Source organism: Pseudogulbenkiania ferrooxidans 2002 (genome assembly GCF_000174355.1).
GTDB classification, from domain to species: Bacteria; Pseudomonadota; Gammaproteobacteria; order Burkholderiales; family Chromobacteriaceae; genus Pseudogulbenkiania; species Pseudogulbenkiania ferrooxidans.
Genome location: NZ_ACIS01000006.1, coordinates 69,011 through 93,179 on the forward strand (window position 1 = coordinate 69,011; position 24,169 = coordinate 93,179).

The 24,169-nt window shown below is 66.4% G+C and carries 21 protein-coding genes; 10 read left to right on the forward strand and 11 right to left on the reverse strand.

The annotated features are described in order from the left end of the window. Window positions 1–222: 222 nt before the first annotated feature. The 4 genes from FURADRAFT_RS11435 to FURADRAFT_RS11450 form a co-directional block, all read right to left on the reverse strand. A complete protein-coding gene (locus FURADRAFT_RS11435) occupies window positions 223–954 on the reverse strand; it encodes a UDP-2,3-diacylglucosamine diphosphatase (RefSeq protein WP_008954313.1) in 732 nt (243 codons plus the stop codon). Window positions 955–996: 42 nt separating this feature from the next. After that, window positions 997–1,488, reverse strand: a complete 492-nt coding sequence (locus FURADRAFT_RS11440; protein WP_008954314.1) for a peptidylprolyl isomerase — start codon at window positions 1,486–1,488, stop codon at window positions 997–999. A 14-nt stretch (window positions 1,489–1,502) separates the two neighbouring features. Next, complete coding sequence (locus tag FURADRAFT_RS11445) at window positions 1,503–2,060, reverse strand: peptidylprolyl isomerase (protein ID WP_008954315.1); 558 nt, start codon at window positions 2,058–2,060, stop codon at window positions 1,503–1,505. Between the two features lie 118 nt (window positions 2,061–2,178). Next, window positions 2,179–3,429, reverse strand: coding sequence for an anion transporter (locus FURADRAFT_RS11450; protein WP_008954316.1), 1,251 nt, complete (start codon window positions 3,427–3,429; stop codon window positions 2,179–2,181). A gap of 592 nt (window positions 3,430–4,021) precedes the next feature. On the opposite strand from FURADRAFT_RS11450, the gene FURADRAFT_RS11455 reads away from it, so the two are divergent. The 4 genes from FURADRAFT_RS11455 (at window position 4,022) to FURADRAFT_RS11470 (ending at window position 7,967) form a co-directional block, all read left to right on the forward strand. Beyond that, complete coding sequence (locus FURADRAFT_RS11455; protein WP_008954317.1) at window positions 4,022–5,062, forward strand: cation diffusion facilitator family transporter; 1,041 nt, start codon at window positions 4,022–4,024, stop codon at window positions 5,060–5,062. Beyond that, the gene (locus FURADRAFT_RS11460) at window positions 5,059–5,373 is read left to right on the forward strand and encodes an ArsR/SmtB family transcription factor (protein WP_008954318.1); all 315 of its coding nucleotides are present in this window, start codon (window positions 5,059–5,061) and stop codon (window positions 5,371–5,373) included. Before FURADRAFT_RS11455 ends, FURADRAFT_RS11460 begins: the two co-directional genes overlap by 4 nt. A gap of 88 nt (window positions 5,374–5,461) precedes the next feature. Further along, window positions 5,462–7,129 carry a SulP family inorganic anion transporter gene (locus FURADRAFT_RS11465; RefSeq protein ID WP_008954319.1) on the forward strand — a complete coding sequence of 556 codons (1,668 nt, stop codon included), beginning with the start codon at window positions 5,462–5,464 and terminating at the stop codon, window positions 7,127–7,129. Between the two features lie 226 nt (window positions 7,130–7,355). Continuing rightward, the gene (locus FURADRAFT_RS11470) at window positions 7,356–7,967 is read left to right on the forward strand and encodes a YitT family protein (RefSeq protein WP_008954320.1); all 612 of its coding nucleotides are present in this window, start codon (window positions 7,356–7,358) and stop codon (window positions 7,965–7,967) included. A gap of 116 nt (window positions 7,968–8,083) precedes the next feature. On the opposite strand, the gene FURADRAFT_RS11475 is transcribed toward FURADRAFT_RS11470, so the two are convergent. Both FURADRAFT_RS11475 and norV read right to left on the reverse strand, forming a co-directional pair. Beyond that, on the reverse strand, window positions 8,084–9,199 hold the full coding sequence (locus FURADRAFT_RS11475) for an FAD-dependent oxidoreductase (protein ID WP_008954321.1): 1,116 nt from the start codon (window positions 9,197–9,199) through the stop codon (window positions 8,084–8,086). A gap of 24 nt (window positions 9,200–9,223) precedes the next feature. Beyond that, window positions 9,224–10,618, reverse strand: a complete 1,395-nt coding sequence (gene norV, locus FURADRAFT_RS11480) for an anaerobic nitric oxide reductase flavorubredoxin (RefSeq protein ID WP_008954322.1) — start codon at window positions 10,616–10,618, stop codon at window positions 9,224–9,226. A 260-nt stretch (window positions 10,619–10,878) separates the two neighbouring features. Here norV and FURADRAFT_RS11485 point away from each other — a divergent pair, with 260 nt between their 5' ends. After that, window positions 10,879–11,331 (forward strand): RrF2 family transcriptional regulator, encoded by a 453-nt coding sequence (locus FURADRAFT_RS11485; protein ID WP_008954323.1) that lies wholly within the window; start codon window positions 10,879–10,881, stop codon window positions 11,329–11,331. A gap of 24 nt (window positions 11,332–11,355) precedes the next feature. Here FURADRAFT_RS11485 and FURADRAFT_RS11490 read toward each other — a convergent pair whose 3' ends face one another. After that, window positions 11,356–12,270 (reverse strand): LysR substrate-binding domain-containing protein, encoded by a 915-nt coding sequence (locus FURADRAFT_RS11490; RefSeq protein ID WP_008954324.1) that lies wholly within the window; start codon window positions 12,268–12,270, stop codon window positions 11,356–11,358. 114 nt (window positions 12,271–12,384) lie between these two features. On the opposite strand from FURADRAFT_RS11490, the gene FURADRAFT_RS11495 reads away from it, so the two are divergent. Then, window positions 12,385–13,650: an MFS transporter gene (locus tag FURADRAFT_RS11495; protein ID WP_008954325.1), complete on the forward strand. Its 1,266-nt coding sequence runs from the start codon at window positions 12,385–12,387 to the stop codon at window positions 13,648–13,650. 74 nt (window positions 13,651–13,724) lie between these two features. Here FURADRAFT_RS11495 and FURADRAFT_RS11500 read toward each other — a convergent pair whose 3' ends face one another. Both FURADRAFT_RS11500 and FURADRAFT_RS11505 read right to left on the reverse strand, forming a co-directional pair. After that, on the reverse strand, window positions 13,725–14,648 hold the full coding sequence (locus FURADRAFT_RS11500; RefSeq protein WP_008954326.1) for a 2-hydroxyacid dehydrogenase: 924 nt from the start codon (window positions 14,646–14,648) through the stop codon (window positions 13,725–13,727). A gap of 16 nt (window positions 14,649–14,664) precedes the next feature. After that, entirely contained in the window at window positions 14,665–15,921 is a 1,257-nt protein-coding gene (locus FURADRAFT_RS11505; RefSeq protein ID WP_008954327.1) for a TIGR03862 family flavoprotein, read from the reverse strand. Between the two features lie 523 nt (window positions 15,922–16,444). On the opposite strand from FURADRAFT_RS11505, the gene FURADRAFT_RS11510 reads away from it, so the two are divergent. Then, window positions 16,445–17,530: a type II asparaginase gene (locus FURADRAFT_RS11510; RefSeq protein ID WP_008954328.1), complete on the forward strand. Its 1,086-nt coding sequence runs from the start codon at window positions 16,445–16,447 to the stop codon at window positions 17,528–17,530. 184 nt (window positions 17,531–17,714) lie between these two features. Here FURADRAFT_RS11510 and FURADRAFT_RS11515 read toward each other — a convergent pair whose 3' ends face one another. After that, complete coding sequence (locus tag FURADRAFT_RS11515) at window positions 17,715–18,335, reverse strand: glutathione S-transferase family protein (protein WP_008954329.1); 621 nt, start codon at window positions 18,333–18,335, stop codon at window positions 17,715–17,717. A gap of 227 nt (window positions 18,336–18,562) precedes the next feature. On the opposite strand from FURADRAFT_RS11515, the gene FURADRAFT_RS11520 reads away from it, so the two are divergent. Both FURADRAFT_RS11520 and FURADRAFT_RS11525 read left to right on the forward strand, forming a co-directional pair. After that, the gene (locus FURADRAFT_RS11520; RefSeq protein ID WP_008954330.1) at window positions 18,563–19,201 is read left to right on the forward strand and encodes a LysE family translocator; all 639 of its coding nucleotides are present in this window, start codon (window positions 18,563–18,565) and stop codon (window positions 19,199–19,201) included. A 25-nt stretch (window positions 19,202–19,226) separates the two neighbouring features. Continuing rightward, a complete protein-coding gene (locus tag FURADRAFT_RS11525; protein ID WP_008954331.1) occupies window positions 19,227–19,811 on the forward strand; it encodes an NAD(P)H-dependent oxidoreductase in 585 nt (194 codons plus the stop codon). Between the two features lie 75 nt (window positions 19,812–19,886). Here FURADRAFT_RS11525 and FURADRAFT_RS11530 read toward each other — a convergent pair whose 3' ends face one another. Further along, window positions 19,887–22,181 (reverse strand): YgiQ family radical SAM protein, encoded by a 2,295-nt coding sequence (locus FURADRAFT_RS11530; protein WP_040652812.1) that lies wholly within the window; start codon window positions 22,179–22,181, stop codon window positions 19,887–19,889. 247 nt (window positions 22,182–22,428) lie between these two features. Here FURADRAFT_RS11530 and FURADRAFT_RS11535 point away from each other — a divergent pair, with 247 nt between their 5' ends. Continuing rightward, window positions 22,429–24,114: a glutamine--tRNA ligase/YqeY domain fusion protein gene (locus FURADRAFT_RS11535; RefSeq protein ID WP_008954333.1), complete on the forward strand. Its 1,686-nt coding sequence runs from the start codon at window positions 22,429–22,431 to the stop codon at window positions 24,112–24,114. Window positions 24,115–24,169: the final 55 nt, after the last annotated feature.

The window sequence follows — 24,169 nt, forward strand, 5'->3', positions numbered from 1 at the left end:
TTGTTATCCAGAAAGACTGGACCGTGCTCGAACTCTAATCAGGACGGAACGCGTCGTCATTTGGGGCTTGCCCTTGCGGGTTTACCCTCGAAAGGTATGAAAAACAGCAAAAAGGTTGGCCGAAGCCGTGTCAGACGGGGCTTCGGCCAACCTTTGGAAGTGAGGCGGAGCGGGTGAGGAGGTCGTCGCGAGCGGCCTCTTGATCCGGGACGCTCCGCGGAGCTAGCCGCCCGCGCCCAGCGGGTGCGCCGACAGGCCGCTCTCGTCGAGGCGCAGGTAGCCGCCGCGCTCGCCGTGCCAGTCCGCGATCACCCAGCGTTCGGCCTGGTGCGTGCCGTCGCCGTGCCGGTGCGTGGCCGGGCGATGGGTGTGACCGTGGATCAGCGTCGGCCAGCCGTGCGCCGCCAGCAGGGCCTCGATGGCGCCGTCGGTGACGTCGGAAATCGCCGACAGGCCGGTGCTGGCCTTGCCCGCCTCGCTCATGCCGCGCGCCTGGCGCGCGATGGCGTGGCGTTCGGCCAGCGGCCGCGCCAGCATCGCCTGCTGCCATTGCGGGTTGCGCACCATGGCGCGGAACTGCTGGTAGGGCGTGTCGTCGCTGCACTCGGCGTCGCCGTGCACCAGCAGGTAAGAGCGGCCGTAGGCCTCGATCAGCGCCGGTTCCTCGAGCAGCGTGGCGCCGCTGGCGCGGGCAAAGCCCTCGCCCAGCAAAAAGTCGCGGTTGCCGCGCAGCACGTAGAGCGGGGTGACGGCGGAAAAGTCGCGCAGCAGCGCCAGCGCCTCGTCGATGAACGGCGAGCGGTCGTCGTCGCCCACCCACACCTCGAACAGGTCGCCGAGAATGTAGAGCGCGTCGATCTTGCCGCGCCAGTCCGCCAGCGTGGCGGCGAACAGCCGGTTGAGCGCGGGGACCTCCTCGCTCAGGTGCAGGTCGGAAATGAAATGGATGGCCATAAGCGAAAAAGGCCGCCCTGCGGCGGCCTGGTAGTAGCTAACTCAGATGATTTCAGCCTTGGTGATCAGCACCGCATCCACCGGCACGTCCTGGTGCATGCCGTGGCGGCCGGTCTTCACGCCCTTGATGCGGTCGACCACGTCGGTGCCCTCGACCACCTTGCCGAACACGGCGTAGCCCCAGCCCTGCGCGCTTTCCGACTTGAAGTCGAGGAAATCGTTGTCAGACACGTTGATGAAGAACTGCGCCGACGCCGAGTGCGGGTCCGGGGTGCGCGCCATGGCCACGGTGTAGGTCTTGTTGGACAGGCCGTTGTTGGCCTCGTTCTTGATGGTGTCGCGCGTCGGCTTCTGCTTGAAGTCGGCGTCGAAGCCGCCGCCTTGGATCATGAAGCCGTTGATCACGCGGTGGAAGATGGTGCCGTCGTAGTGGCCGTCCTTGACATACTGCTCGAAGTTGGCGGCGGTGATCGGCGCCTTCTCGGCGTCCAGTTCCAGCACGATGTCGCCGAAGGTGGTGGTCAGTTTGATCATTAGTCTTGTCCTAATCAGGGTTTCAGGATGGCTTTCTGGATGACGATCGGCTCGAACGGCGCGTCGCCCATGCCGTTCAGGCTGCCGGTGCGGGTCTTGGCGATGCGGTTCACCACATCCATGCCCTTGCTCACTTTGCCGAACACGGCGTAGCCCCAGCCTTGCGGCGTGGGCGATTGATAATTCAGGAAGTCGTTGTTGGCGACGTTGATGAAGAACTGCGCGGTGGCCGAGTTCGGGTCGTTGGTGCGCGCCATGGCGATGGTGCCGATGTCGTTCTTTAGTCCGTTGTTGGCCTCGTTGGCGATCGGCGCGCGCGTCGGCTTCTGCTGCAGCTTGGCGTCGAAGCCGCCGCCCTGGATCATGAAGCCATCAATCACGCGGTGGAACACCGTGCCGTTATAGTGGCCGGCCTTGACGTAGGCCACGAAGTTGTCGACCGTCTTCGGCGCCTTGGCCGAATCCAGCGTGATCTCGATATTGCCCTTGTTGGTGATCAGTTCCACCACCGGCGCCGCCAGCGTGGTGAAGGGCAGGGCCGCGAGGGCCAGACAGGTCAGCAGAGATTTCATGATGTTCCGTTCCGGGAAGAGTCGTGCCATTGCGTGGCGCGCCATGCAGGGGGAGTCGCGCCCTCGATCCTGACAGTTTACCACGTGCCTTATCCGATGCCTGCCCCCGCCGTCCGGCCTAGCCCGCGCCCAGGTGCAGGCGCAGCGCCAGGTAGACGCCGGCAATGGCCAGGGTGGCCACGGTGACCGGCACCCCGACGCGCGCGTAGCCGCGCCAGTCGATGTCGATGTGGCGTCGCGCCGCGGCGTCCACCACGATGATGTTGGCGATGCTGCCGACGATCAGCAGGTTGCCGGCCAGCGTGCTGACCAGGGCGAGCAGCGTGCCGGCCATCGGATGATGGGTCAGCGGCAGCAACAGCATCACGGCGGGGACGTTGGACACGATGTTGGAGAGCAAGAAGGTCACCCCGAACAGCGAGCCCAGCTGATCCAGGTGCACGCCGGCGGCGGCGAGGAAGGCGATGGCGTGCGCCGTGACCCCGGTGCGTTGCAGCGCGTGGTTCACCACGAACAGGCTCATGAACAGGATCAGCAGCTCCCAGTCCACCAGCCCCAGCATCTTGCGCGAATGCAGCTTGCGGCTCATCAGCAGCAGGCCGGCGCCGATCAGCGCCATGTGCTCGCGCGGCCACGGCGCCACCAGGAACGCCACCAGCAGCGCGCCGGCCACCGCCAGCCCCTTGCCTGTCTGCCAGGCGTCGAAGGCAATCGCCTCGGTGCGTGCCTCGTGCAGGGTGTCGGGCGGGATGAGCGCCGCGCCGTCCGTCCAGCGCCCCCGGGTCTGCCACGTGATCAGCCCCCAGCACGCCAGCAGCCCGACACTCACCGGGAGGATGGCGTCGAGGAAGTAGCCGTCGAATGACAACCCCTGGGTCTGGCCGATCAGCATGTTCTGCGGGTTGCCGATCAGCGTCGCGGCGGAGCCGATGTTGGCGGAACAGGCCAGCGCCAGCAGGTAGGGTGTCGGGGCGAGGCGGCGCTTCTGGCAGGCCTCGATCAGCACCGGGGCGACGGCGAGGCAGACGATGTCGTTGCTGAACACCGCCGACAGCGCCGCCACCACCACGACCAGGACCCCCAGCAGCCCGGCCGGACCCAGCGCCAGCCCCGCCAGCTTGTGCGTCACCCAGTCGTAGAAGCCGCCGAGGCGCATCTGCGCCGACACCACCATGAACGAAAACAGCAGGATCACGGTGGGCAGGTGCACGGCGGCGACCGCCTCCTCCAGGCTCAGCGCGCCGACGCCGATCAACGCGATGGCCCCGAGCAGGGCGACCCCGGTGCGGTCCAGTTGCAGGAAGGGCAGCCCGCCGAGAATCATCCCGAGGTAGACGATGAGAAATATGACGACGATGGTGGTGATCATGATGCGTTCGCGGCCTCGGCCGGTACCTCTAGCGGGGGGTGACAGAATTATGGGTGGGGTTTCGGGCCGGTGCCAGCGATTGCCGCCGGCGCGGGTACCTCGGGCGGGAGCCGAGGCGTCGTCTGCCCCGGCCAACGAGCCCGAAGGGGGAGGGCATCGCCCCTCGGCGACGCTAGCCGAAGCCAGTGCCCCGGCCCCGACACGGCGCGCACGTGACGAGTGCTTCGATCCCGCCCACGGCCCTCGTTCCGGAAGCCGGCATCCGCGCCGAGCCGTGAGGCCGCCGTGGCCCCGCGCATTCTAGCGACAAGCGGGTGTCTCTCCAACCGGGCGCCGCAGCAAGACCGATTTCCCCCTGCCGGGCCGTGTTGGCCGAAGACGCCGACGTCCCGGACGACGCCTGGGGCGACGAGGCGTCATCGAGCCCGTCCTGGATAGATTCCGGGCAGGGCGAGAGGCAGGGCCTTTCCGTTGTCACGGTGCCTGCTACGGCGAGGGGGCGCCGGGAAGGCTCGGGCCGCCGTGCCGATGCGCTATAAAATACATGAACACGTATTGATATGTTTGCGTCCCTTCGTCGCGGAGCAGGCCGATGCCCCATTCCCATCACGACCACCAACACGGTCATGACCACCATCACGACCACGCCCATGTGCCGACGGTCGGGGACGACAATCAGCGCAAGGTGCTGATCGCCTTCCTGTTCACCTTCGCCTTCATGGTGGTGGAGGTGGCGGGCGGCCTGCTGTCCGGTTCGCTGGCCCTGCTCGCCGACGCCGGCCACATGCTGACCGACGCCGCCGCGCTGGCGCTCGCCTACGGCGCCTTCCGCTTCGGCAAGCGCGCCGCCGACACCAAGCGCACCTTCGGCTACCTGCGCTTCGAGGTGATCGCCGCCCTGATCAACGCCATCACCCTGTTTGTCATCGTGCTCTGGATCGTCATCGAAGCCATCGACCGCTTCCGCCATCCGGGGGCGGTGCTGGCGGGGCCGATGTTCGGCGTCGCCACCATCGGGCTGCTCGTCAACCTGCTGGTGTTCTGGATTCTGAGCCGTGGCGGCAGCGAGCACGTCAATATCAGGGGCGCGGTGCTGCACGTGCTGGGCGACCTGCTGGGCTCGGTCGCCGCCATCGCCGCCGCCGTCGTCATCTACTTCACCGGCTGGACGCCGATCGACCCCCTCCTGTCGGTGTTCGTCGCGCTGCTGATTCTCTACAGCGCCTGGTCGCTGCTGCGCCACTCGCTGCACATCCTGCTCGAAGGCGCGCCGGAGCACGCCCAGCCGGATGCCATCGCCAGCCATCTGCGCCAGACCGTGCCGGAGCTCGCCAACGTGCGCCACGTCCACGTCTGGTCCATCACCTCGGGCCGGGTACTGGCCACGCTGCACGTCGAGCCGCGCGCCGAGGCCGATCCGCGCCGGCTGGTGCAGGCCGTCGAGGTGGAGCTGGTGGCGCGTTTCGGCATCGCCCATGCCACCGTCGCCATCGACTGGCCCGAGACGGAGGCCGGCCCCTGCCACCTTGGACCCCATGACGACACGGTCCACCCCGCTGGCCACGCCGGGGCCGAGCATGAGCACGAGGGTCCGGCCCATCCCGGGCCTTGCCAGCAAGGACGCCAGCCGTGAGCCGGCTCGCCCGGCCTTCCCCGGCCGACATCGCCGTGCTGGCGGAAACGTTCCGGCTGCTGGGCGACCCGACGCGTCTGCGCATCCTGTTCTTCTGCCTCGACGCACCGCGTTCGGTCGGCGACATCGCACAGAGCCTCGAGCTGTCGCAATCGCTGGTCAGCCACCACCTGCGGCTGCTGCGCGGCGCCCGGCTGGTGCGGGGTCAGCGCCGGGCCAGGCAAGTCTTCTACCAACTGGCCGACCAGCACGTCAGCGACATGCTGGCCGACATGGCGCACCACGTGGCCGAGGAGCACGCCGAGAAATGAGCGGGCCCCGTTCCGCCGAAAACCCTCTTGCATCCGAGGGCATTTCCCTCGTAGGCTGGTATTCATGACAATTCATTGATCGCCCGCCATGCTGAACCTCAGCTTTCGCCCCCGCCTGATCGATGCACTCAAGGGTTATCACCGCGAAGTGTTCCGGCACGATGTGCTGGCCGGGTTGACGGTGGGGATCGTGGCGCTGCCGTTGGCGATGGCGTTCGCCATGGCCAGCGGGGTGACGCCGCAGGCCGGCATCTTCACCGCGGTCATCGCCGGCTTCCTGGCTTCGCTCTTGGGCGGAACACGGTTCTCGGTGACCGGTCCCACCGGCGCCTTCATCGTCGTTATCTACGGCATCGTCGCCAAGTACGGCGTGGCCAACCTGCTGATCTGCACCTTCATGGCCGGCATGATGCTGGTGCTGATGGGGCTGATGCGGCTGGGGCAGGTGATCAAGTTCTTTCCGATGCCGCTGATCACCGGCTTTACCAACGGCATCGCGGTGCTGATCTTCCTCACCCAGCTCAAGGACTTCTTCGGCCTGCCGGTGGCGCAGATGCCGGCCGGTTTCTTCGCCATCGTCGCCACGCTCAGGGCGCGCCTGGCCGAGTTCGACGGCATGACGCTGGCGGTGTCGGGGGCCTCGCTGGCGCTGATCCTGCTGTGGCCCAAGCGGCTCAACAAGTTGCTGCCGTCGCCGTTCGTGGCCTTGCTGCTGGCGACCATCACGGTGGCGCTGTTCCATCTGCCGGTGGCCACCATCGGCAGCAAGTTCGGCGGCATTCCGCAGGGGCTGCCGGCGTTCTCCGGCCTGGCGCTGGACTGGGCGACGCTGTCCGAACTGATGACGCCGGCCTTCACCATCGCGCTGTTGGGCGCCATCGAGTCGCTGCTGTGCGCGGTGGTGGCCGACAGCCTCACCGGCGACAAGCACGACGCCAACCAGGAGCTGATTGCGCAGGGCATCGCCAACATGGTGGTGCCGTTCTTCGGCGGCATCCCGGCCACCGGGGCGCTGGCGCGTACCGCCACCAACATCAGCAACGGCGGGCGCACCCCGGTGGCCGGGATGGTGCACGCCGCATTGCTGCTGCTGGTGATCCTGGTGGCGGCACCGCTGGCGTCCTACATCCCGCTGGCGGTGCTGGCGGCGATTCTGGTGGCGGTGGCGCTGAAGATGGGCGACTGGGATATCCGCAAGGCGGCGCAGTTTCCGCGTCACGACACCGCGGTGCTGGTAGTCACCTTCCTGCTCACCGTCGCCTTCGATCTCACCATCGCGGTGGAGATCGGCCTGCTGATGTCGGCGGTGTTCTTCATCCAGAGCATGGCGCGCAATACCAGCGTGCAGCGGCTGCGGCCGGAGCATGCCCAGCTGTTCGAGCGCCATTCCATCGCCGGCAAAACGGTGCCGCCGGGCTGCGCGGCGTTCCGGGTGGAGGGGGCGCTGTTCTTCGGTGCGGCCGATACGGTGGAGCAGGTGCTGCACGACGCGCCGGACGCGCGCGTGATCATTCTGCAGCTGCACCGGCTGGTGCTGCTCGACACCACCGGGCTGCTGGCGCTGTCGGCGCTACGACAAAGGTTGGCCGAAGAGCGGCGCACGCTGATCCTGTGCGGTGCCGGGGCCGAGGTGATGGGGTTGCTGGTCGGCGCCAGGCTGGCGGCGGAAATGGGCGAGCGCAACATTCAGCCCGATCTCGCCACGGCGCTGATGCGCGCCGAGGAACTGCTGACCAGTGGGGTGGTGTGGGCGTAGAAAAAGCCTTGATTGATCGATTGTTGTTTATTTTTGTGCCGACAATTTTTGATTTGTGGCAATTAATTTAATAAAAATGACGAATCCAGGGCGCTTGTGAGGAGGTGCTGGTGTAGACTTGCGCTGCTGTCGTAGCGGGTAAGGTGCGGCACCGTGCCCCGGTGCCGCCGGCGGGCGACGACGGTGGCCGGCAGGCCGTTCTGCCACTCCCCAGCAAGGATTCATCATGGAGCACCCGCAGCGCGTGGCGCGGCACACCCTGTTCGAAGACGTTCAGGCGATCGTGATCGGCACGCTGTTCATCTCGCTCGGCGTCGCGCTGTTCGCCCAGGCCAAACTGCTGACCGGCGGCACCGCCGGCCTCGCCTTCCTGATCCACTACGCCACGCCGCTGAGCTTCGGCCAGGTGTTCTTCGTCATCAACCTGCCGTTCTACTACCTCGCCATCAAGCGCATGGGCTGGCGCTTCACGGTGAAGACCTTCTGCGCGGTGCTGCTGCTGTCGCTGTTCTCCGAGCTGCAGTCGCACTTCATCCACATCGACGGCCTCAACCCGTTCTACGCCGGCGTGGTCGGCGGCCTCCTGATGGGCGCCGGTTTCCTGATGCTGTTCCGCCACCAGGCCAGCCTGGGCGGCATCAACATCGTCACGCTCTACCTGCAGGACAAGTACGGCATCCGCGCCGGCAAGCTGCAGATGGCGATCGACGTCAGCATCGTCAGCGCGGCGCTGTGGGTGGTGAACCCGCTGGCGGTGCTGGTGTCGGTGTTGGGCGCGGTGGCGCTCAACCTGATCCTCGCCGTCAACCACAAGCCGGGCCGCTACCTCGCCGCCTGATCGCCAGCCGCGCACCGCTGCCCGGCGCTCGCGGGGCCTGTTCGGGGGCGCGACCGAGCACTTGCATCGACCCGATGCCGGCCCGGTTTTCCCTTTCCTTGCCGCTTGGTGGTCCCTCAGCGCGCCAGGCTGGGCAGCAGGCTGAAGCCGTTGCGCGAGCCGGTGGTCACGTAGCCGACCAGCTGGCTGTCGCGATGGGCGAGCGCGGTCAGTCCGTCGTCTCCCTCGCTGATCTGCCAGTCGAGGGCGTTGCCCTGGGTGACCCCGGCCAGCTGGATCGGGTAGCGCGGCGTCTTCACCGCCACCGGCAGGGGGCCGAAGCGGACCGGTGTCGGCGTGCCGGCCAGCGTGCTGGCCAGCGCGTTGGCCGACAGCGTGATCGGCTGCAGGTAGGGCAGGATCTGCCCCTCGATTTCGGCGCAGTCCCCCAGCGCATAGACGTGGGGTTGCGAGGTGCGCAGGTAGGCGTCGACGACGATGCCGCGCCCCGTCTCCAGTCCGGCCGCCAGCTCCAGCCGCGGCTTCAGGCCCGCCGCGCAGACCACGGCGTCCACCGCCAGCGTGTCGCCGTCGCTCAGCGTTACGCGGTAGCCCTGTTCGGCCCGCTCGACCCGTTCCACCCCGGTGCCGAAGCGCAGCGTGACCTGGTCCATGACGTCGTGCAGGCGTTGGCTGACCACCTCGGGCACCAGCCGCTCCAGCAGGCGGCTGCCGATGTCCACCAGCGTGACGCGCTTGTGCTGGGCGATGTCGTGGGCGATTTCGGTGCCGATCAGGCCGCCGCCGATGACCAGCACGTGCTCGCTCCGGTTGAGCCGGTCGAGGTAACGCCGGTAGTGCTCCAGATTGTTCAAGGTCAGGATGTCCTGTGCCGCGTCGCCGCCGACGGGAGGGATGAACGGCTCGGCCCCTACCGCCAGCACCAGGTCGCTGTAGGGAATCTGCACTTCCCCCGCAGTGACCTTCTGCGCGACAACATCGATGGCGCTGACCCGGGTACGCGGCCGCACCATGATCTTCAGCTCGGCCGCCATGCCGGTGGCGTTGTTCAGGGTGAGCCGTTCGGCGCTGGCCTGATGCCCGAAGCCGTGGCTCAGCTGCGGCTTGGGGTAGTGTTCGCCGCCATCCTCGGTGAGGACGACGACCGGCGTGGTGCTGTCGTGCTGGCGGAACGCCCGGGCCAGGGTGTAGCCGGCATGGCCACTGCCGATGATGACGAGGGGCTTTTTCATCGTGTTTTCTCCAGAAGCCGTCGCTTACGCGGGGACAAAGTCGCTCTTACCCATGAAGCACACCGGGCAGAGGAAGGTCTCGGGGACGTCCTGCCAGGCGGTGCCGGCGGCGACCCCCTGGGCCGCTTCCCCCTGTTGCGGGTCATAAATCCACGAGCAGGTCTTGCAGCGCATCTTGCCGCTGCAGCCGCACGCGGCGGCGGCGTCCGCCGTATTCTGTCCGGTGCTGCCCAGTTGCTCGATGAACGCCTCGCCAAAACGCACCCCCTGGGCGAGGGCATCGTCGTTCGGCCGCCATTCGGCGGTGATGCCCGGGTTGAGCACGCGGAAACCAGCGTCGTCCAGGCGCTTGGCGATACGTTCCACCGCACCACCGCTCCAGCCGTGGGTGCCGAAGGAGGCGGCCGCCTTGTTCTTGAAGCGCAGGCCGGTCATTTCCTCGAGCAGGGCGGCAACATGCGGCAACATCACGTTGTTGACGGTCGGGCTGCCGACCAGAATGGCCTTGGACTTGAACACGTGGGTGAGGACGTCGTTCTTGTCAGTGTTGGACAGGTTGAACAGCTTGATCACGACATCCTGGTCCGCCTTGCGGATGCCTTCGGCAATCGCCTCGGCCATCATGCGGGTGCCGTTCCACATGGTGTCGTAGACCAGGGTGATCTGGTTCTCCTGGTAGTCGTCGGCCCACTTCAGGTATTGCTCGACGATCTGGGTCGGCTTGTCGCGCCAGATGATGCCGTGGCTGGTGGCGATCATGTCGATCGGCAGGTTCAGCGCCAGAACTTCATGAATCTTCTGGGTCACCAGCGGGCTGAACGGGGTCAGGATATTGGCGTAATACTTGATGCATTCTTCCTGCAGTTCGACCGGGTCGCACTGGTCGTTGAACATCTGGGCGCTGGCGTAATGTTGGCCGAAGGCATCGTTGCTGAATAGCACGGCGTCGCCGGTCAGATAGGTGGCCATGCTGTCCGGCCAGTGCAGCATCGGCATCTCGACAAACACCAGTTGCTTGCCGTTGCCGAGGTCGAGGCTGTCCCCGGTCTTGACGATCTGGAAATTCCAGTCCTGGTGGTAGTGGCCGCGTAGCGATTTGACGCCGTTGGCAGTGCAGTAGATCGGCGTGTCGGGGATGCGCGCCATCAGTGCCGGCAAGGCGCCGCTGTGGTCGATCTCGTTATGGTTGGCGATGATGTAATCGATGGCGCCGAGGTCCACCTCCTTGGCCAGATTGGCGACGAATTCTTCGGCGTAAGGCGCCCAGACGGTATCGATCAGGGCGATTTTTTCTTCCTTGACCAGGTAGCTGTTGTAGCTGGAACCGCGATGGGTGCTGTATTCGCTGCCGTGAAATTCACGCAGTTCCCAATCCTGTTTACCAACCCAGCGGATGTTGTTTTTGACGGTGAAAGCCATGGCAGAGAGCTCCTTGCGGTATAAGATTCGTGTAAAATGAATCTTATACCTCATAACATTCACAGTAAATGAATCTTATGAGCTATCATGAATTCGCTTGAGGTATATCAAGAGCGGGCTGTTGCCGTGTCCTGTATGCCTATATCGTATGCCAGAATCAAGTCTGGGCCCGCTGTCGCGGCGCCGCAGGCAAGATAGAATGCAGGTTCGACCCCAACCGGGCCTGCCTGATTGAACAACCCCATGGAACGGCACCGATCGTGCGACTGACGGCTTTTACCGATTACTGCCTGCGCGTGATGATGTACAGCGCGCTGGCGGGCGAGCGCCTGGTGACGATCAACGAGATCGCCCAGGCCTACGGCATTTCCGCCAGCCACCTGACCAAGGTGGTGTTTTTCCTCGGCCAGCATGGCTATCTCACCACCGTGCGCGGCAAGGGGGGAGGGATGCGCCTGGCGGACGATCCGCAGCAGGTCAACCTCGGCAAACTAGTGCGTGCCGCCGAGACCGACAACGTGCTGGTCGAGTGTTTCGATCCCCAGCACTCGCAATGCCGCATCGCCTCGGCGTGCCGCCTGATGAACGTGCTGCATGCGGCCCAGGAGGCCTTTTACGGCGAATTGTCGCGCCATACCCTGGCCGATCTGCTGGTCCAGCCGGCGGGGCTGGGGCGGGCCTTGGGCATCGAGATCCGGCTTGTCTCCGATTGAGAAACCCGGCGCGGCGACGCCGCGTCACGCGCTGTTCTTGATCGGCTCCATTTCTTTGCGGTTCTGCAGGCAATCCAGAAAACCCGCCAGCAACGGCGGAACGGGCCCCGGGCGCGTCGCCAGCCCCAGCGACAGGTACGCACCCTCGTCGCTGAGCGGCAGGTAGCGCACCCCCGGCATCTTCACGCACTCCAGCGGCGAGGGCAGCAGCGCTACGCCGAGACCCGCCGCCACCAGCCCGATCTGGGTGGTGGCCTCGCGCGCTTCCTGCACGATCCTCGGTTCGAAGCCGGCCGCCAGGCAGAGCTGGCGCACCTGCACGTTGAGCCCGGTGCCGGCGCCGGCCGGGTAGATGATGAAACTTTCGTCGCGCAACTGCTCCAGCGACGCGTGGGGCTGCGCGGCCAGCGGGTGGCGGGCGTTGATCACCAGCCGCAGCGGGTCGCGGTGGATCTCGCGCAGCTGCAGGTCGGGCGGGTTTTCCTTGCCGTGGAAACGCACGAAGCCGATGTCCAGCCGTTCTGCGCGCAGCGCCTCGAACTGCAGCGCGGTGAACATCTCGCGCAGCGTCAGCTGTACCTGCGGGTAGTGGCGGCGATAGTCGGAGATCAGCCCGGGCAACAGGCTGGTGAACGGCAGCGAGGAGGTGAAGCCGACACGCAACTCGCCCACCTCGCCGCGCGCGGCGCGGCGGGCATCGTCGGCGGCCTGCTCCACCTCGGCCAGGATGCGGCGGACGTGCTGCAGGTAGCGCTCCCCGGCGTCGGTCAGCGCCACGCGGCGCTTGCTGCGCTCGAACAGGGCGACGCCCAGTTGTTCTTCCAGCGCGCGGATCTGCTGGCTCAAGGGCGGCTGGGCGATGTGCAGGCGTTCGGCGGCGCGGGTGAAGTTGAGTTCTTCGGCGACGACGACGAAGTAACGCAGGTGACGCAGTTCCACGTGATATCTTTTACGTATTAATCAACGATTAAATATATATTGGACTGGCGGTTTGTCCAGTCCTAGCATTGGCTTATCCAGCCCCTGACCGGGGCCGCCAGCCGAGTCTTGACCATGTCTTCCGATGCCTTAGCCGTATCCCGCGCCACTGTTTTTCCCGCTCCGCCCACCGCCCCGGTGCACGAACGACTGCGTGCCGGCACCCCCGCCTTCCGCCGCACCAGCTGGGGCATGTTCTTCGGCGGTTTCGCCACCTTTTCCTCGCTGTACGGCATGCAGCCGCTGATGCCGATGTTCTCGCACGACTTCGGCCTGTCGCCGGCGGCGGCCAGCGGCGTGGTGTCGGCCGCAACCGGCGCGCTGGCGGTGGCGCTGATCCCGATGAGCCTGTTGGCCGACCGCTACGGCCGCAAGCCGGTGATGAACCTGTCGCTCGGCCTGGCCGCGTTGTTGACGCTGTTGGCGGCATTTGCCGGCAGTTTCGGCCAACTGCTGCTGCTGCGCACCCTGCTGGGCATCGCGCTGGCCGGCATCCCGGCGGTGGCGATGGCCTATCTGAGCGAGGAGATCGAGCCGGCCTCGCTGGGGCAGTCGATGGGGCTGTATATCGCCGGCAACGCGCTGGGCGGCATGAGCGGACGCTTTTTCCTGTCGCTGATGAGCGAATGGGCCAGCTGGCGCGAGGCGGTGGCGGTGCTGGGCCTGTTCGGGCTGGTGTCGGCCGTGGTGTTCTGGCGCTGCCTGCCGCCGTCGCGGCATTTCCGTCCGGCGCGGCTGGTGCTGGGCGAGGTGCGCGGCAACCTGCGCCTGCATCTGGCCGACGACGGTCTGCCCTGGTTGTTCGCCACGGCCTTTTTGCTGATGGGCTGCTTCGTCAGCCTGTACAACTACCTCGGCTACCACCTGGCGCTGGCGCCGTTCAACCTGTCACCGAGCGCGGTCGGCGCGGTGTTCCTGCTGTACGTGGTGGGGATGTGGAGCTCGGCCTGGGTGGGGCGGCTGGCCGACCGTCTGGGGCGGCGCAACGTGTTGTGGGTCATGGTGAGCCTGATGCTGGCCGGGTTGGCGCTGACGCTGGCCGGCACGCTGTGGCTGGTGGTGCCGGGCATCGCGGTGTTCACCTTCGGTTTCTTCGGCGCGCACTCGGTGGCGAGCAGCTGGATCGGCCGCCGCGCCAGCCGGGCGCGCGGTCTGGCCTCGGCGCTCTACCTGAGCTGCTACTACCTGGGCGGCAGCGGCCTGGGCTCGGCCTCGGGCCTGATGTGGAGCTCGGGTGGCTGGGGCGGGGTGGTGCTGGCGCTGACGGGCGGCCTGCTGTTGTGCCTCGGCATCGCGCTGCGGCTGCGTCGCCTGGCACCGCTGCCGGCTGCAACGAACTGAGTTTTTCTCCTCCTCTTGTTTCCGGTCTCCGGACCCGGCGCGAGTCTTTCGCTGCCGGGTTTTTTTCTGTCCGCTCAATAGGCCCGTTGCCGGTCGACCCACCCTTCCGGCCTTGCCCCGCCCTGCAGCGCGCGCAGGCTGGCGGCGATCTGCTCTACCGCCGGGCCGGGCAGGGTGATGGCGGCGATGTGCGGGGTGACGGTCACGCTCGGGTGTGTCCACAGCGGGTGCTCTACGGCCAGCGGCTCGCGGGCGAACACGTCGAGCTGGGCAAAGCGCAGCTGGCCGGCGTCGAGCAGTTCGAGCAAGGCCTCCTGGTCGAGTTGCTCGCCGCGGCCGGCGTTGATCACGGCCGCGCCACGGGGCAGCCGGGCCAGCCGTTCGCGGTCGAGCAGGCCGCGCGTTTCCGGGGTGGACGGCAGCAGGCTCACCAGCACGTCGGTCTCGGCCAGCAGCGTGTCCAGCGCCGCGCTGCCGTGCCGGCAGTCGACGCCGGGCAGCTGGCGCGGGCTGCGGCTCCAGCCGGACACGGCGTAGCCCCGCCCGGCCAGGGTGGTGGCGACCACCGCGCCGATGGCGCCCAGCCCCAGCACACCGACGCGGACCTCGTGCGCCAGCCGGGGCCGTTGCGGCTGCCAGCGGCGCTCGGCCTGCTGGCGCTGGTAGACGTCGAACTGGCGCTGGTAGCGCAGCACGCCGTACAGCGCGTACTCCGCCATCTGCTGCGCCATGCCGGCGTCGGTCAGGCGGATCACGGGCAGCGTCGGTGGCAGGTCGGCACGGGCGAGCAGGCGGTCCACCCCGGCGCCGAGCGCGAACACCGCCTCGAGCCGGGGAAAGCGGGCGAAAAACCCTTCCGGCGGATTCCACACCACGGTGTAGCGCACGGCCGCGCCGTCGACCTCCTGCGGCCACACCGCCAGGTCGATATCGGGCAGCGCCTGGCGCAGCAGCGGCGCCAGCTGTTCGGCATCCTGCTGGGCGTAGAGATAGAGCATGGCGTTTCCTTCGCTTTCAGGTGGGGCGGCGCGTCTGCAGCCACTCCCACACCCCCAATCCGGCGGCGCGGCCGCTGGCGAAGCAGGCGGTGAGCAGGTAGCCGCCGGTCGGGGCTTCCCAGTCCAGCATCTCGCCGGCGCAGAACACGCCGGGCAGTTGGCGCAGCATCAGGCGCTCGTCGAGCGCGGCAAAGGTGACGCCGCCGCCGCTGCTGATGGCCTCGTCGAGCGGGCGCGGCGCGATGAGCTTGACCGGCAGCGCCTTGATCGCCGCCGCCAGTCGTTGCGGATCGCTCATGGTGTCCTTGTCCAGGCACTCGCGCAGCAAGCCCATCTTGACGCCCTTCAGCCCGACGCGGCTTTGCAGGTGGCTGGACAGGGAGCGCGAGCCGCGCGGGTGGGCCACCTCCGCGGTGACGCGCGCCAGGTCCTTGCCCGGCGCCAGGTCGAGGTGGATGGTGGCGCTGCCGTGCGCGGCGATGGCGTCGCGCAGAGGGGCGGAAAAGGCGTAGATCAGGCTGCCCTCGACGCCGCCCTCGGTGACGACGAACTCGCCCTGCTTGCGCTGCTCGCGGCCGTCCGCGTCGGTGAAGCTCAGCACCACCGATTTCAGCGGCTCACCGGCGAAGCGGCTGCGGAAGTGCTCGCTCCAGCCGACGTCGAAGCCGCAGTTGGACGGCACCAGCGGGCAGACCTCGACGCCGCGTTCGGCCAACCTTGGCAGCCATGCCCCGTCCGAGCCCAGCTTGGCCCAGCTGCCGCCGCCCAGTGCCAGCAGTACGGCGTCGGCGCGTACCCTCTTGTCGCCTTCGGGCGTGCTCAGCAGCAGGGCGCCGTCGTCGCTCCAGCCCTGCCAGCGGTGACGCACGTGGATGCGCACGCCGGCTTCGCGCAGGCGCTGCAGCCAGGCGCGCAACAGCGGCGCGGCTTTCATCGCGGTGGGAAACACCCGCCCGGACGAGCCGACGAAGGTGTCGATGCCCAGCCCGTGCACCCATTCGCGCAGTTCTGCTCCGCCGAAGGCCTGCAGCCAGGGCCGCAACTGCTCGCTGCGGCTGCCGTAGCGAGACAAGAACGGCTCGGCCGGCTCGGAGTGGGTGATGTTCATGCCGCCGACGCCGGCCAGCAGGAACTTGCGCCCGACCGAGGGCATGGCGTCGTAGACGTCGACCTGTGCGCCTTGCCGGCTTAGCACTTCGGCCGCCATCAGTCCGGCCGGGCCGCCGCCGACGATGGCGACGCGGCGGCTCGGGCCTGTTGCTGTCGTGGTCATCGTCGGCGCTCCGTGGCGGCGGGCGGCATGGCGGCGTGTGTCATCGCTTCTGGTCCTGGCTATGGCTGGTGAGTGGCGGGCGGCGACGGCAGCCGCTAACGCCTTGTTTTGGCGGGCAAAGGCAAGCGTCACGTGGCGTCCCTGCCCGAGAGGGGCTGATTGTCACAGAAACGTCGTCAAAACCCAAGCGGGCCGCCGCCGGCCGCCGGCGCCCTGGTGCGGGCGTGGTGTTCGGATTTCCGTGTGCTAATGCTCTGGAAAGTACGGCGTTCCGTCTGTTTGTTGCGACGGTCGGAATTTGTTCGATATAAATCAATGGGTTGTATTCTGGTTTGCTTGGCTGCGGGCTGGCCCGATTCCTGCTCAATAGCGACCCGGGCTAGAACATGGCAGCAGGTCGCAAGAACCTGCGCCGCTTGCCGGGGGCGCCCCGCCTGCCGCCATCGAGGCGGCCGTGGCGACCCCGCCTCTACTGGTCGGGGCGAATCACGCTCTGGCCACGATAATCCTCAAAGGAGAGAACATGTTTGTCGATAAACGCTTTGCTCGCGCTGCCGCCCTGCTGGCTTGCTCCGCCGTCTTTTCCTTCGCCCACGCCGAAGAGGCCGCTCCGGCCAAGCTGCCCAACGTGGTGATCCTGGCCACCGGCGGCACCATCGCCGGCACCGGTGCTTCCACCACCACCACCATCGGCTACACCGCCGCCAAGGTCGGTGTCGACAAGATGATCGAAAGCGTGCCGGAACTGAAGAAGGCCGCCAACGTGCGTGGCGAGCAGGTGGTGCAGATCGCCAGCGAAAGCATGACTAACGACGTCTGGCTGAAGCTCGCCAAGCGCGTCAACGAACTGCTGGCGCAGAAGGACGTCGACGGCGTGGTCATCACCCACGGCACCGATACCATCGAAGAAACCGCCTACTTCCTCGACCTGACGGTGAAGAGCAAGAAGCCGGTGGTGATCGTCGGCTCCATGCGCCCGTCCACCGCGATCAGCGCCGACGGCCCGATCAACCTGTACAACGCCGTGCTGCTGGCCGGCAGCAAGGAAGCCGTCGGCAAGGGCGTGCTGGTGACGCTGAACGACCAGATCAACGCCGGCCGCGATGTCACCAAGACCAACACTTCCACCGCCGACACCTTCAAGACGCCGGAACTGGGCTTCCTCGGCTACATGCAGGACAACAAGCCGCACTTCTACCGTCTGCCGGTACGCAAGCACACCGCCGAGACCGAGTTCGACGTCAGCAAGCTCGACAAGCTGCCGCAAGTCGACATCGTCTACGGCTACGCCAACATGAACCGCGTGGCGCTGGACGCCGACGTCGCCGCTGGTGCCAAGGGCATCGTCCAGGCCGGCGTGGGTGACGGCAGCATGGCCGCTCAGATGCTGCCGGCCTTCCGCGAAGCCCGCCAGAAAGGCGTCATCGTGGTACGCAGCTCGCGCGTGGGTTCCGGCATCGTCGCCCGCAACGGCGAAGTGAACGACGACAAGGAAGACTTCGTCGTATCCGACACGCTGAACGCGCAGAAGGCCCGTATCCTGCTGATGCTGGCCATGACCAAGACCAACGACACCAAGAAGATCCAGCAGATGTTCTACACCTACTGAGCGGCTCTTTGCCCAGTCACAAACAGCAGCCCGCGGGCTGCTGTTTTTTATTGGCGGGAAGCTGGCCTGGCACGGCAAAAGGTTGGCCGAAGATTGCCCGCGCTGGCCCGGGAGCGCGCCGTACGCCGTCTGCAGTAGCGAGACGTGCCGGCCGGGGAGGCAGGGGAAAAGGTATCGACACGCCTCAGGATAGAGGGAGTTGCAGCGCCTCGGTGCTGGCGGGGCGCGCACGCAAGGCGGCGTACCAGCGCTCCAGTTCCGGGCGGGACGTGCGCTCCAGCGGCAGGTTGAGCCAGAGATGCACGCTGCAGCCGAGCACGATGTCGGCCATTGTGAAGCATTTGCCGGTCAGCCACGTGCGTCCGGTCAGGTGCTGCTCGAGCAGGCTGGCCAGCCGGTCGACCTTCACGCGCGCGGTGTCGATCGCGTCCTGGCTGCGCTGCTCCGGGGGTACGCGCAGCAGATTGTAGATCGCCGGCACCAGGGCCGGGTTGAACACCGTGGCCTGCCAGTCCATCCAGCGGTCGGCGTCGGCGCGCTGCTGCAGATCGTCCGGATACAGGCTGCCGTGGCCGTACTTGGCGGCCAGATAGCGCACGATGGCGTTCGATTCCCACAGGGTGAAGCCGTCGTCGTCGATCAGCGGGATGGTGCCGTTCGGGTTGCGCGCCAGGAATTCCGGCGTGTCGAGCCCGCCGAACGGGCCGCCGGCGTCGATGCGCTCGAACGGCAGCCCCAGTTCGGCCGCGCACCACACCACCTTCTTGACGTTGAGCGAGTTGAGCCGTCCCCAGATTTTCAGCATGCCTTTGTCCTTTCGTGGTGGATTCGGCCATTGTAGCCCGAAACCGCTGGACGGCTTCGGGCGAGAGTTCAGGCCTGCGGCTTGCCCTGCGCCGTGATGACCACGTTGCCGTACGTCAGCTTTTTGTCATGGGCCTTGTGTGGCATTCTGAAGAGAATGGGCGCAGCAGCCCGAATTGCCACCTTTCAGGGCGCCTGTTGCTTGGGCCTCGAGCCGAGGAGTTACCGATGGTTGCCGTTCCCGATCTCTTGCTTTTTGCCGGTGCTTCCCTGCTGATGGTGCTGACGCCGGGGCCGAACATGATCTACCTGATTTCGCGTTCGATCTGCCAGGGGCGCCAGGCCGGGGTGATTTCCTTGTTCGGGGTGGTGGCCGGCTTTCTGGTTCACATGCTGGCGGCCGCTCTGGGATTGTCCGCGCTGTTCCTGGCGGTGCCCTTTGCCTACGAGCTGCTCAAGTGGGCCGGGGCGCTTTATCTGCTCTGGCTCGCCTGGCAGGCCGTGAAGCCGGGGGCACGCTCGCCGTTCGAGCCGCGGCAGCTCGCGGCGGACCCTGTGCCCAAGCTCTTCCTGATGGGCTTTCTCACCAATCTGCTCAATCCCAAGGTCGCCGTGTTCTATCTGTCGATCTTCCCGCAATTCGTGTCGCCCGAGCACGGCTCGGTGTTCGGGCAGAGCGTCACGCTGGGGCTCACGCAGATTGCGGTGAGTTTCTCGGTCAATCTGCTGATCGCACTCAGTGCCGCCGGCATGGCGTCATGGTTCGCGCGCAAGCCGTTGTGGCTGGCGGCGCAGCGCTATCTGATGGGCTGCGTGCTGGGGGCGCTGGCACTGCGCCTGGCCCTCGAGCCGCGTCGCAGCGTTTAGTCGTGTGGGTAGGGTGGTGCGTGCCATGGGCAAACACATCCTCGTCATCCAGGGACATCCCGACCCCGCCGGTGACCACTTCTGCCATGCGCTGGCGGAGGCCTACGTCCAAGACGCGCGCGAGGCCGGGCACGAGGTTCGGCTGATCGAGGTGGCCACGCTCGACTTCCCGTTGCTGCGCTCCAAGGAGGAGTTCGATAACGGTACGCCCGTCGAAGTGATCCGGCGGGCGCAGGAGAGCATCAACTGGGCCGAGCACCTGGTCATCGTCTACCCGCTGTGGCTGGGCTCCCTGCCGGCCTTGCTGAAAGCCTTTCTGGAGCAGGTGTTCCGTCCGCAGTTCGCTTTCGACCAGTCCAACGGTAAGGGATGGCGCAAGCGCCTGAGCGGTAAATCGGCCCGCATCGTCGTCACCATGGGCATGCCGGCGCCGATCTACCGCTGGTATTTCGGCGCTCATGGCCTCAAGAGTCTGAAGCGCAGTATCCTCGGCTTTTCCGGCATCGGGCCGATTCGAGACAGCCTGATCGGCATGGTCGAGGCGGAGGATGGCGAGCGACGTGGCCGGTGGCTGGAAACGATGCGCCGGCTGGGGCGGGAGGGGCGTTAGGGCGGAAGCACCCTGGCCATATTCGGACGATAAAAAGCCCCGCGTGTGAACCACGCGGGGCTTTGTTATGGGTGCTCAGCGCCGGCCGCGCGGTTTGGCGCTGCCGCCGCTCGCGGCGGCCTGGCGCGAGGCCGGCTTGGCGGCGGGTTTGCCACCCGGTTTGGCGGAGGCTCCTGCCGGCTTGCCGCGCGTGGCAGCCGGGGCGCGGCCGCGTGGCGGCGCGTCCTGGAAGCGCTGGGTCGGGTGGTGCGCGGTGCGCGCCACGTTGAAGCGCTTGCCCTTGTCCTCGGCGCCCTTGGGCGGCGTCGGCGGGATCAGCTGGTGCTTGCCGTAGCCGATCAGGTCTTGGCGGCCCATGTTGATCAGCGCCTCGTACAGAATGTGCCAGTTGTCCGGGTGGTGGTAGCGCAGGAAGGCCTTGTGCAGCTTGCGGCGGTAGCCGTCGCGCACCACGTCGACCTTTTCCGAGCTGCGCGCCAGGCGCTTGAGCGGATTGCGCCGGGTGTGCCACATGGTGGTGGCCATGGCCATCGGCGTCGGCGTGAAGGTCTGCACCTGGTCGAGGCGGAAGTTGTTCTTTTTCAGCCACAGCGCAAGGTTCATCATGTCCTCGTCGCTGGTGCCGGGGTGGGCGGCGATGAAGTACGGGATCAGGTACTGTTCCTTGCCGGCCTGGCGGCTGAAGCGCTCGAACAGTTCCTTGAACTTGTCGTAGGCGCCCATGCCCGGCTTCATCATCTTCGAAAGCGGGCCTTCCTCGGTGTGCTCCGGGGCGATCTTGAGGTAGCCGCCGACGTGGTGCGTCACCAGTTCCTTGATGTACTCCGGCGAGCGCACCGCCAAGTCGTAGCGCAGGCCGGACTGGATGTTGATCTTCTTGATGCCAGGCAGCGCGCGCGCCTTGCGGTAGAGCTGGATCAGGTGGCTGTGGTCGGTGCCCAGGTTCTCGCAGATGTCCGGGTAGACGCAGGACAGCTTGCGGCACGACGTCTCGATCTTCTTGTCCTTGCAGGCGAGCCGGTACATGTTGGCGGTGGGGCCGCCCAGGTCCGAGATGTGGCCGGTGAAGCCGTCGGTTTTGTCGCGGATTTCCTCCAGCTCCTTCAGGATCGATTCTTCCGAACGGCTCTGGATGATGCGGCCCTCGTGCTCGGTGATCGAGCAGAAGGTGCAGCCGCCAAAGCAGCCGCGCATGATGTTGACCGAGTACTTGATCATCTCCCACGCCGGGATGTGCGCCTTGCCGTAGGACGGGTGCGGGTTGCGCGCGTAGGGCAGGCCGAACACGTGGTCCATTTCCTCGGTGGTGAGCGGAATCGGCGGCGGGTTGAGCCACACGTCGCGCTCGCCGTGCAGTTGCACCAGGGCGCGGGCGTTGCCGGGGTTGGATTCCAGATGCAGGATGCGGCTGGCATGGGCGTACAGCACCGGGTCGTGCGCCACCGCCTCGTAGGCGGGAATCCTGACCACGGTCTTGGCGCGCTGCGCCTTGCGCGCCGCCACGCGCTCCTGCAGCGGCATGAAGGTGATCGGCTGGGCGGCGGCGGGGTCCTTGCCCTGGCCGCTGGCGCAGGCGGCTTCTTCCTTTTCCGGCACCATCTCGTACGGGTTCTGATGCGCCTCGACCTTGCCCGGCTGGTCGAGCGTGGTGGAGTCCATCATCAGCCAGTCGTCGCCCGGCATCCAGCCGTGCGGCGCCAGGAAGGCGGTACCGCGCACGTCGCGGATCTCCGACAGCTTCTCGCCGGCGGCGGCGCGGTGCGCCACTTCCACCAGCGCGCGCTCGGCGTTGCCGAACAGCAGCAGGTCGGCCTTGGAGGTGACCAGCACCGACTGGCGCACCTTGTCGCTCCAGTAGTCGTAGTGGGCGATGCGGCGCAAGGACGCCTCGATGCTGCCGATCATCACGCCGACGCCCGGGTAGGCCTCGCGGCAGCGCTGCGCGTACACCGTCACCGCGCGGTCCGGACGCTTGTTCGCCTCGGCGTGCGGGGTGTAGGCGTCGTCCGAGCGCGGTTTGCGGTCCGCGGTGTAGCGGTTGATCATCGAGTCCATGTTGCCGGCGGTGACGCCGAAGAACAGATTGGGGCGGCCCAGCTCGCGGAACGGGTCGGCCGAGTGCCAGTCAGGCTGGGCGATGATGCCGACGCGGAAGCCCTGCGCCTCCAGCAGGCGCCCGACCAGCGCCATGCCGAAGCTCGGGTGGTCGATGTAGCAGTCGCCGGTGACGATGATGATGTCGCAGGAGTCCCAGCCCAGCTCGTTCATTTCGGCACGGGTCATCGGCAGGAACGGCGCGGTGCCGAAGCGCTGGGCCCAGAATTTGCGGTAGGAGGTGATCGGTTTTACGGGGGCGGAAACGGTGGTCATGGTGCGTGCGATTATTCGGGTGACGCGCATTGTGCCAGATTTTGCCCCCGGAGATCAGTAAATTTGATTGTTTTTCAAGGGCATAACCCCAATTTCAGGCGGGTTTTTGGGGGCGGGATGGGGTTGGCCGAAGGCCGCGGAAAACGGCCTGCAGCCGGCACGGCACGCCCGGTGCATTCGGAATATCGACGCTAAATCGGGTACAATCGGGCCATTGGAATCCACCGAAACACTAGACATTCATCCCATGAGTACGGAAAACAACGCGCCCGTTGTCAGCAACTTCATCCGCAACATCATCGACGAGGACCTGGCCTCGGGCAAGCACGCCTCCATCGTGACGCGCTTCCCGCCCGAGCCGAACGGCTACCTGCACGTCGGCCACGCCAAGTCGATCTGCCTGAACTTCGGTCTGGCCGACGACTACCAGGGCAAATGCAACCTGCGCATGGACGACACCAACCCGGAGAAGGAATCCGACGAATACGTCCAGTCCATCAAGGACAGCGTGTCCTGGCTGGGTTTCAAGTGGGATGGCGAAGTGCGTTACGCCTCCGATTATTTCCAGCCGCTGTACGACTATGCGGTGGAACTGATCAAGGCCGGCAAGGCCTTCGTCTGCGACCTGAACGCCGAGGAAATGCGCGCCTACCGCGGCAGCCTGACCGAACCGGGCAAGAACAGCCCGTACCGCGACCGCAGCATCGAGGAAAACCTCGATCTGTTCACGCGCATGAAGAACGGCGAGTTTCCGGACGGCAGCAAGACGCTGCGCCTGAAGATCGACATGAGCTCGGGCAACGTCAACATGCGCGACCCGGTGATCTACCGCATTCGTCGTGCCCACCACCACCGTACCGGCGACACGTGGTGCATCTACCCGATGTACGACTACACCCACTGCATTTCCGATGCCATCGAAGGCATTACCCATTCGCTGTGCACGCTGGAGTTCGAAGACCACCGCCCGCTGTACGACTGGGTACTCGACAACATCAGCATCGGTTGCCACCCGCGCCAGTACGAGTTCTCGCGCCTGGAACTGCTGTATGCGCTGACCTCCAAGCGCAAGCTGCAGGCTTTGGTGAACGACGGCCTGGTCACGGGCTGGGACGACCCGCGCATGCCGACCATCGCCGGGATGCGCCGCCGCGGCTTCAGTCCGGCCGGTATCCGCCTGTTCGCGCAGCGCATCGGCGTGTCGAGAGGGGAGAACATCATTGATATGAGCGTGCTGGAAGGCGCCGTGCGCGAGACGCTGGAAGCCGAGGCGCCGCGCGTGATGGCCGTGCTCGACCCGATCAAGGTGACGCTGACCAACTTCGAAGAAGGCGTGACCGCCAGCCGTGCTGCGCCGTTCCATCCGCACCACCCTGAATTCGGTGAACGCGAAGTGCCGATCTCGCGCGAGATCTACATCGAGCGCGACGACTTCGCCGAAGTGCCGCCGCCCAAGTGGCAGCGCCTCACCGCCGGCGGCGAGGTGCGGCTGCGTTATTCCTACGTGATCAAGTGCGACGAGGTGATCAAGGACGCCACTGGCCGCGTGGTCGAGCTGAAGTGTTCGATCGACCACGACACGCTGGGTCAGAACCCGGTCGGCCGCAAGGTCAAGGGCGTGATCCACTGGCTGTCGTGCGAGCACGCCATCGAGGCTCAGGTGCGTCTGTACGACCGCCTGTTCACCGAGCCGCGTCCGGACGCCGTGCGCGGCGAGGATGGCGAATACGTCGACTTCCGCCAGTTCCTCAACCCGCACTCGCTCGCGACCGTGACCGCCTGCGTCGAAGACGTGGTACTCAAGGCCGAGCCGGAAACGCGCTACCAGTTCGAGCGCCTCGGCTACTTCGTGACCGACCGTTACGAGCACCAGCCGGGCGTCAAGGCTGTATTCAACCGTACGGTAGGGTTGAAGGATTCCTGGGCCAAGTAAAAACCTATTTCATTGGGCGGCTGTGCCTTTGCATCTTGAGTGCCGGCGCTGCTCT

Bases quoted from the DNA above. Each gene is read 5' to 3' on its own strand.
- FURADRAFT_RS11505 (WP_008954327.1), bottom strand. From the start codon at position 15,921: ATGACCACGACAGCAACAGGCCCGAGCCGCCGCGTCGCCATCGTCGGC.
- FURADRAFT_RS11455 (WP_008954317.1), top strand. From the start codon at position 4,022: ATGCCCCATTCCCATCACGACCACCAACACGGTCATGACCACCATCAC.
- FURADRAFT_RS11445 (WP_008954315.1), bottom strand. From the start codon at position 2,060: ATGAAATCTCTGCTGACCTGTCTGGCCCTCGCGGCCCTGCCCTTCACC.
- FURADRAFT_RS11450 (WP_008954316.1), bottom strand. From the start codon at position 3,429: ATGATCACCACCATCGTCGTCATATTTCTCATCGTCTACCTCGGGATG.
- FURADRAFT_RS11510 (WP_008954328.1), top strand. From the start codon at position 16,445: ATGTTTGTCGATAAACGCTTTGCTCGCGCTGCCGCCCTGCTGGCTTGC.
- FURADRAFT_RS11500 (WP_008954326.1), bottom strand. From the start codon at position 14,648: ATGCTCTATCTCTACGCCCAGCAGGATGCCGAACAGCTGGCGCCGCTG.
- FURADRAFT_RS11525 (WP_008954331.1), top strand. From the start codon at position 19,227: ATGGGCAAACACATCCTCGTCATCCAGGGACATCCCGACCCCGCCGGT.
- FURADRAFT_RS11520 (WP_008954330.1), top strand. From the start codon at position 18,563: ATGGTTGCCGTTCCCGATCTCTTGCTTTTTGCCGGTGCTTCCCTGCTG.
- FURADRAFT_RS11475 (WP_008954321.1), bottom strand. From the start codon at position 9,199: ATGAAAAAGCCCCTCGTCATCATCGGCAGTGGCCATGCCGGCTACACC.
- norV (WP_008954322.1), bottom strand. From the start codon at position 10,618: ATGGCTTTCACCGTCAAAAACAACATCCGCTGGGTTGGTAAACAGGAT.
- FURADRAFT_RS11535 (WP_008954333.1), top strand. From the start codon at position 22,429: ATGAGTACGGAAAACAACGCGCCCGTTGTCAGCAACTTCATCCGCAAC.
- FURADRAFT_RS11495 (WP_008954325.1), top strand. From the start codon at position 12,385: ATGTCTTCCGATGCCTTAGCCGTATCCCGCGCCACTGTTTTTCCCGCT.
- FURADRAFT_RS11440 (WP_008954314.1), bottom strand. From the start codon at position 1,488: ATGATCAAACTGACCACCACCTTCGGCGACATCGTGCTGGAACTGGAC.
- FURADRAFT_RS11530 (WP_040652812.1), bottom strand. From the start codon at position 22,181: ATGACCACCGTTTCCGCCCCCGTAAAACCGATCACCTCCTACCGCAAA.
- FURADRAFT_RS11435 (WP_008954313.1), bottom strand. From the start codon at position 954: ATGGCCATCCATTTCATTTCCGACCTGCACCTGAGCGAGGAGGTCCCC.
- FURADRAFT_RS11465 (WP_008954319.1), top strand. From the start codon at position 5,462: ATGCTGAACCTCAGCTTTCGCCCCCGCCTGATCGATGCACTCAAGGGT.
- FURADRAFT_RS11515 (WP_008954329.1), bottom strand. From the start codon at position 18,335: ATGCTGAAAATCTGGGGACGGCTCAACTCGCTCAACGTCAAGAAGGTG.
- FURADRAFT_RS11470 (WP_008954320.1), top strand. From the start codon at position 7,356: ATGGAGCACCCGCAGCGCGTGGCGCGGCACACCCTGTTCGAAGACGTT.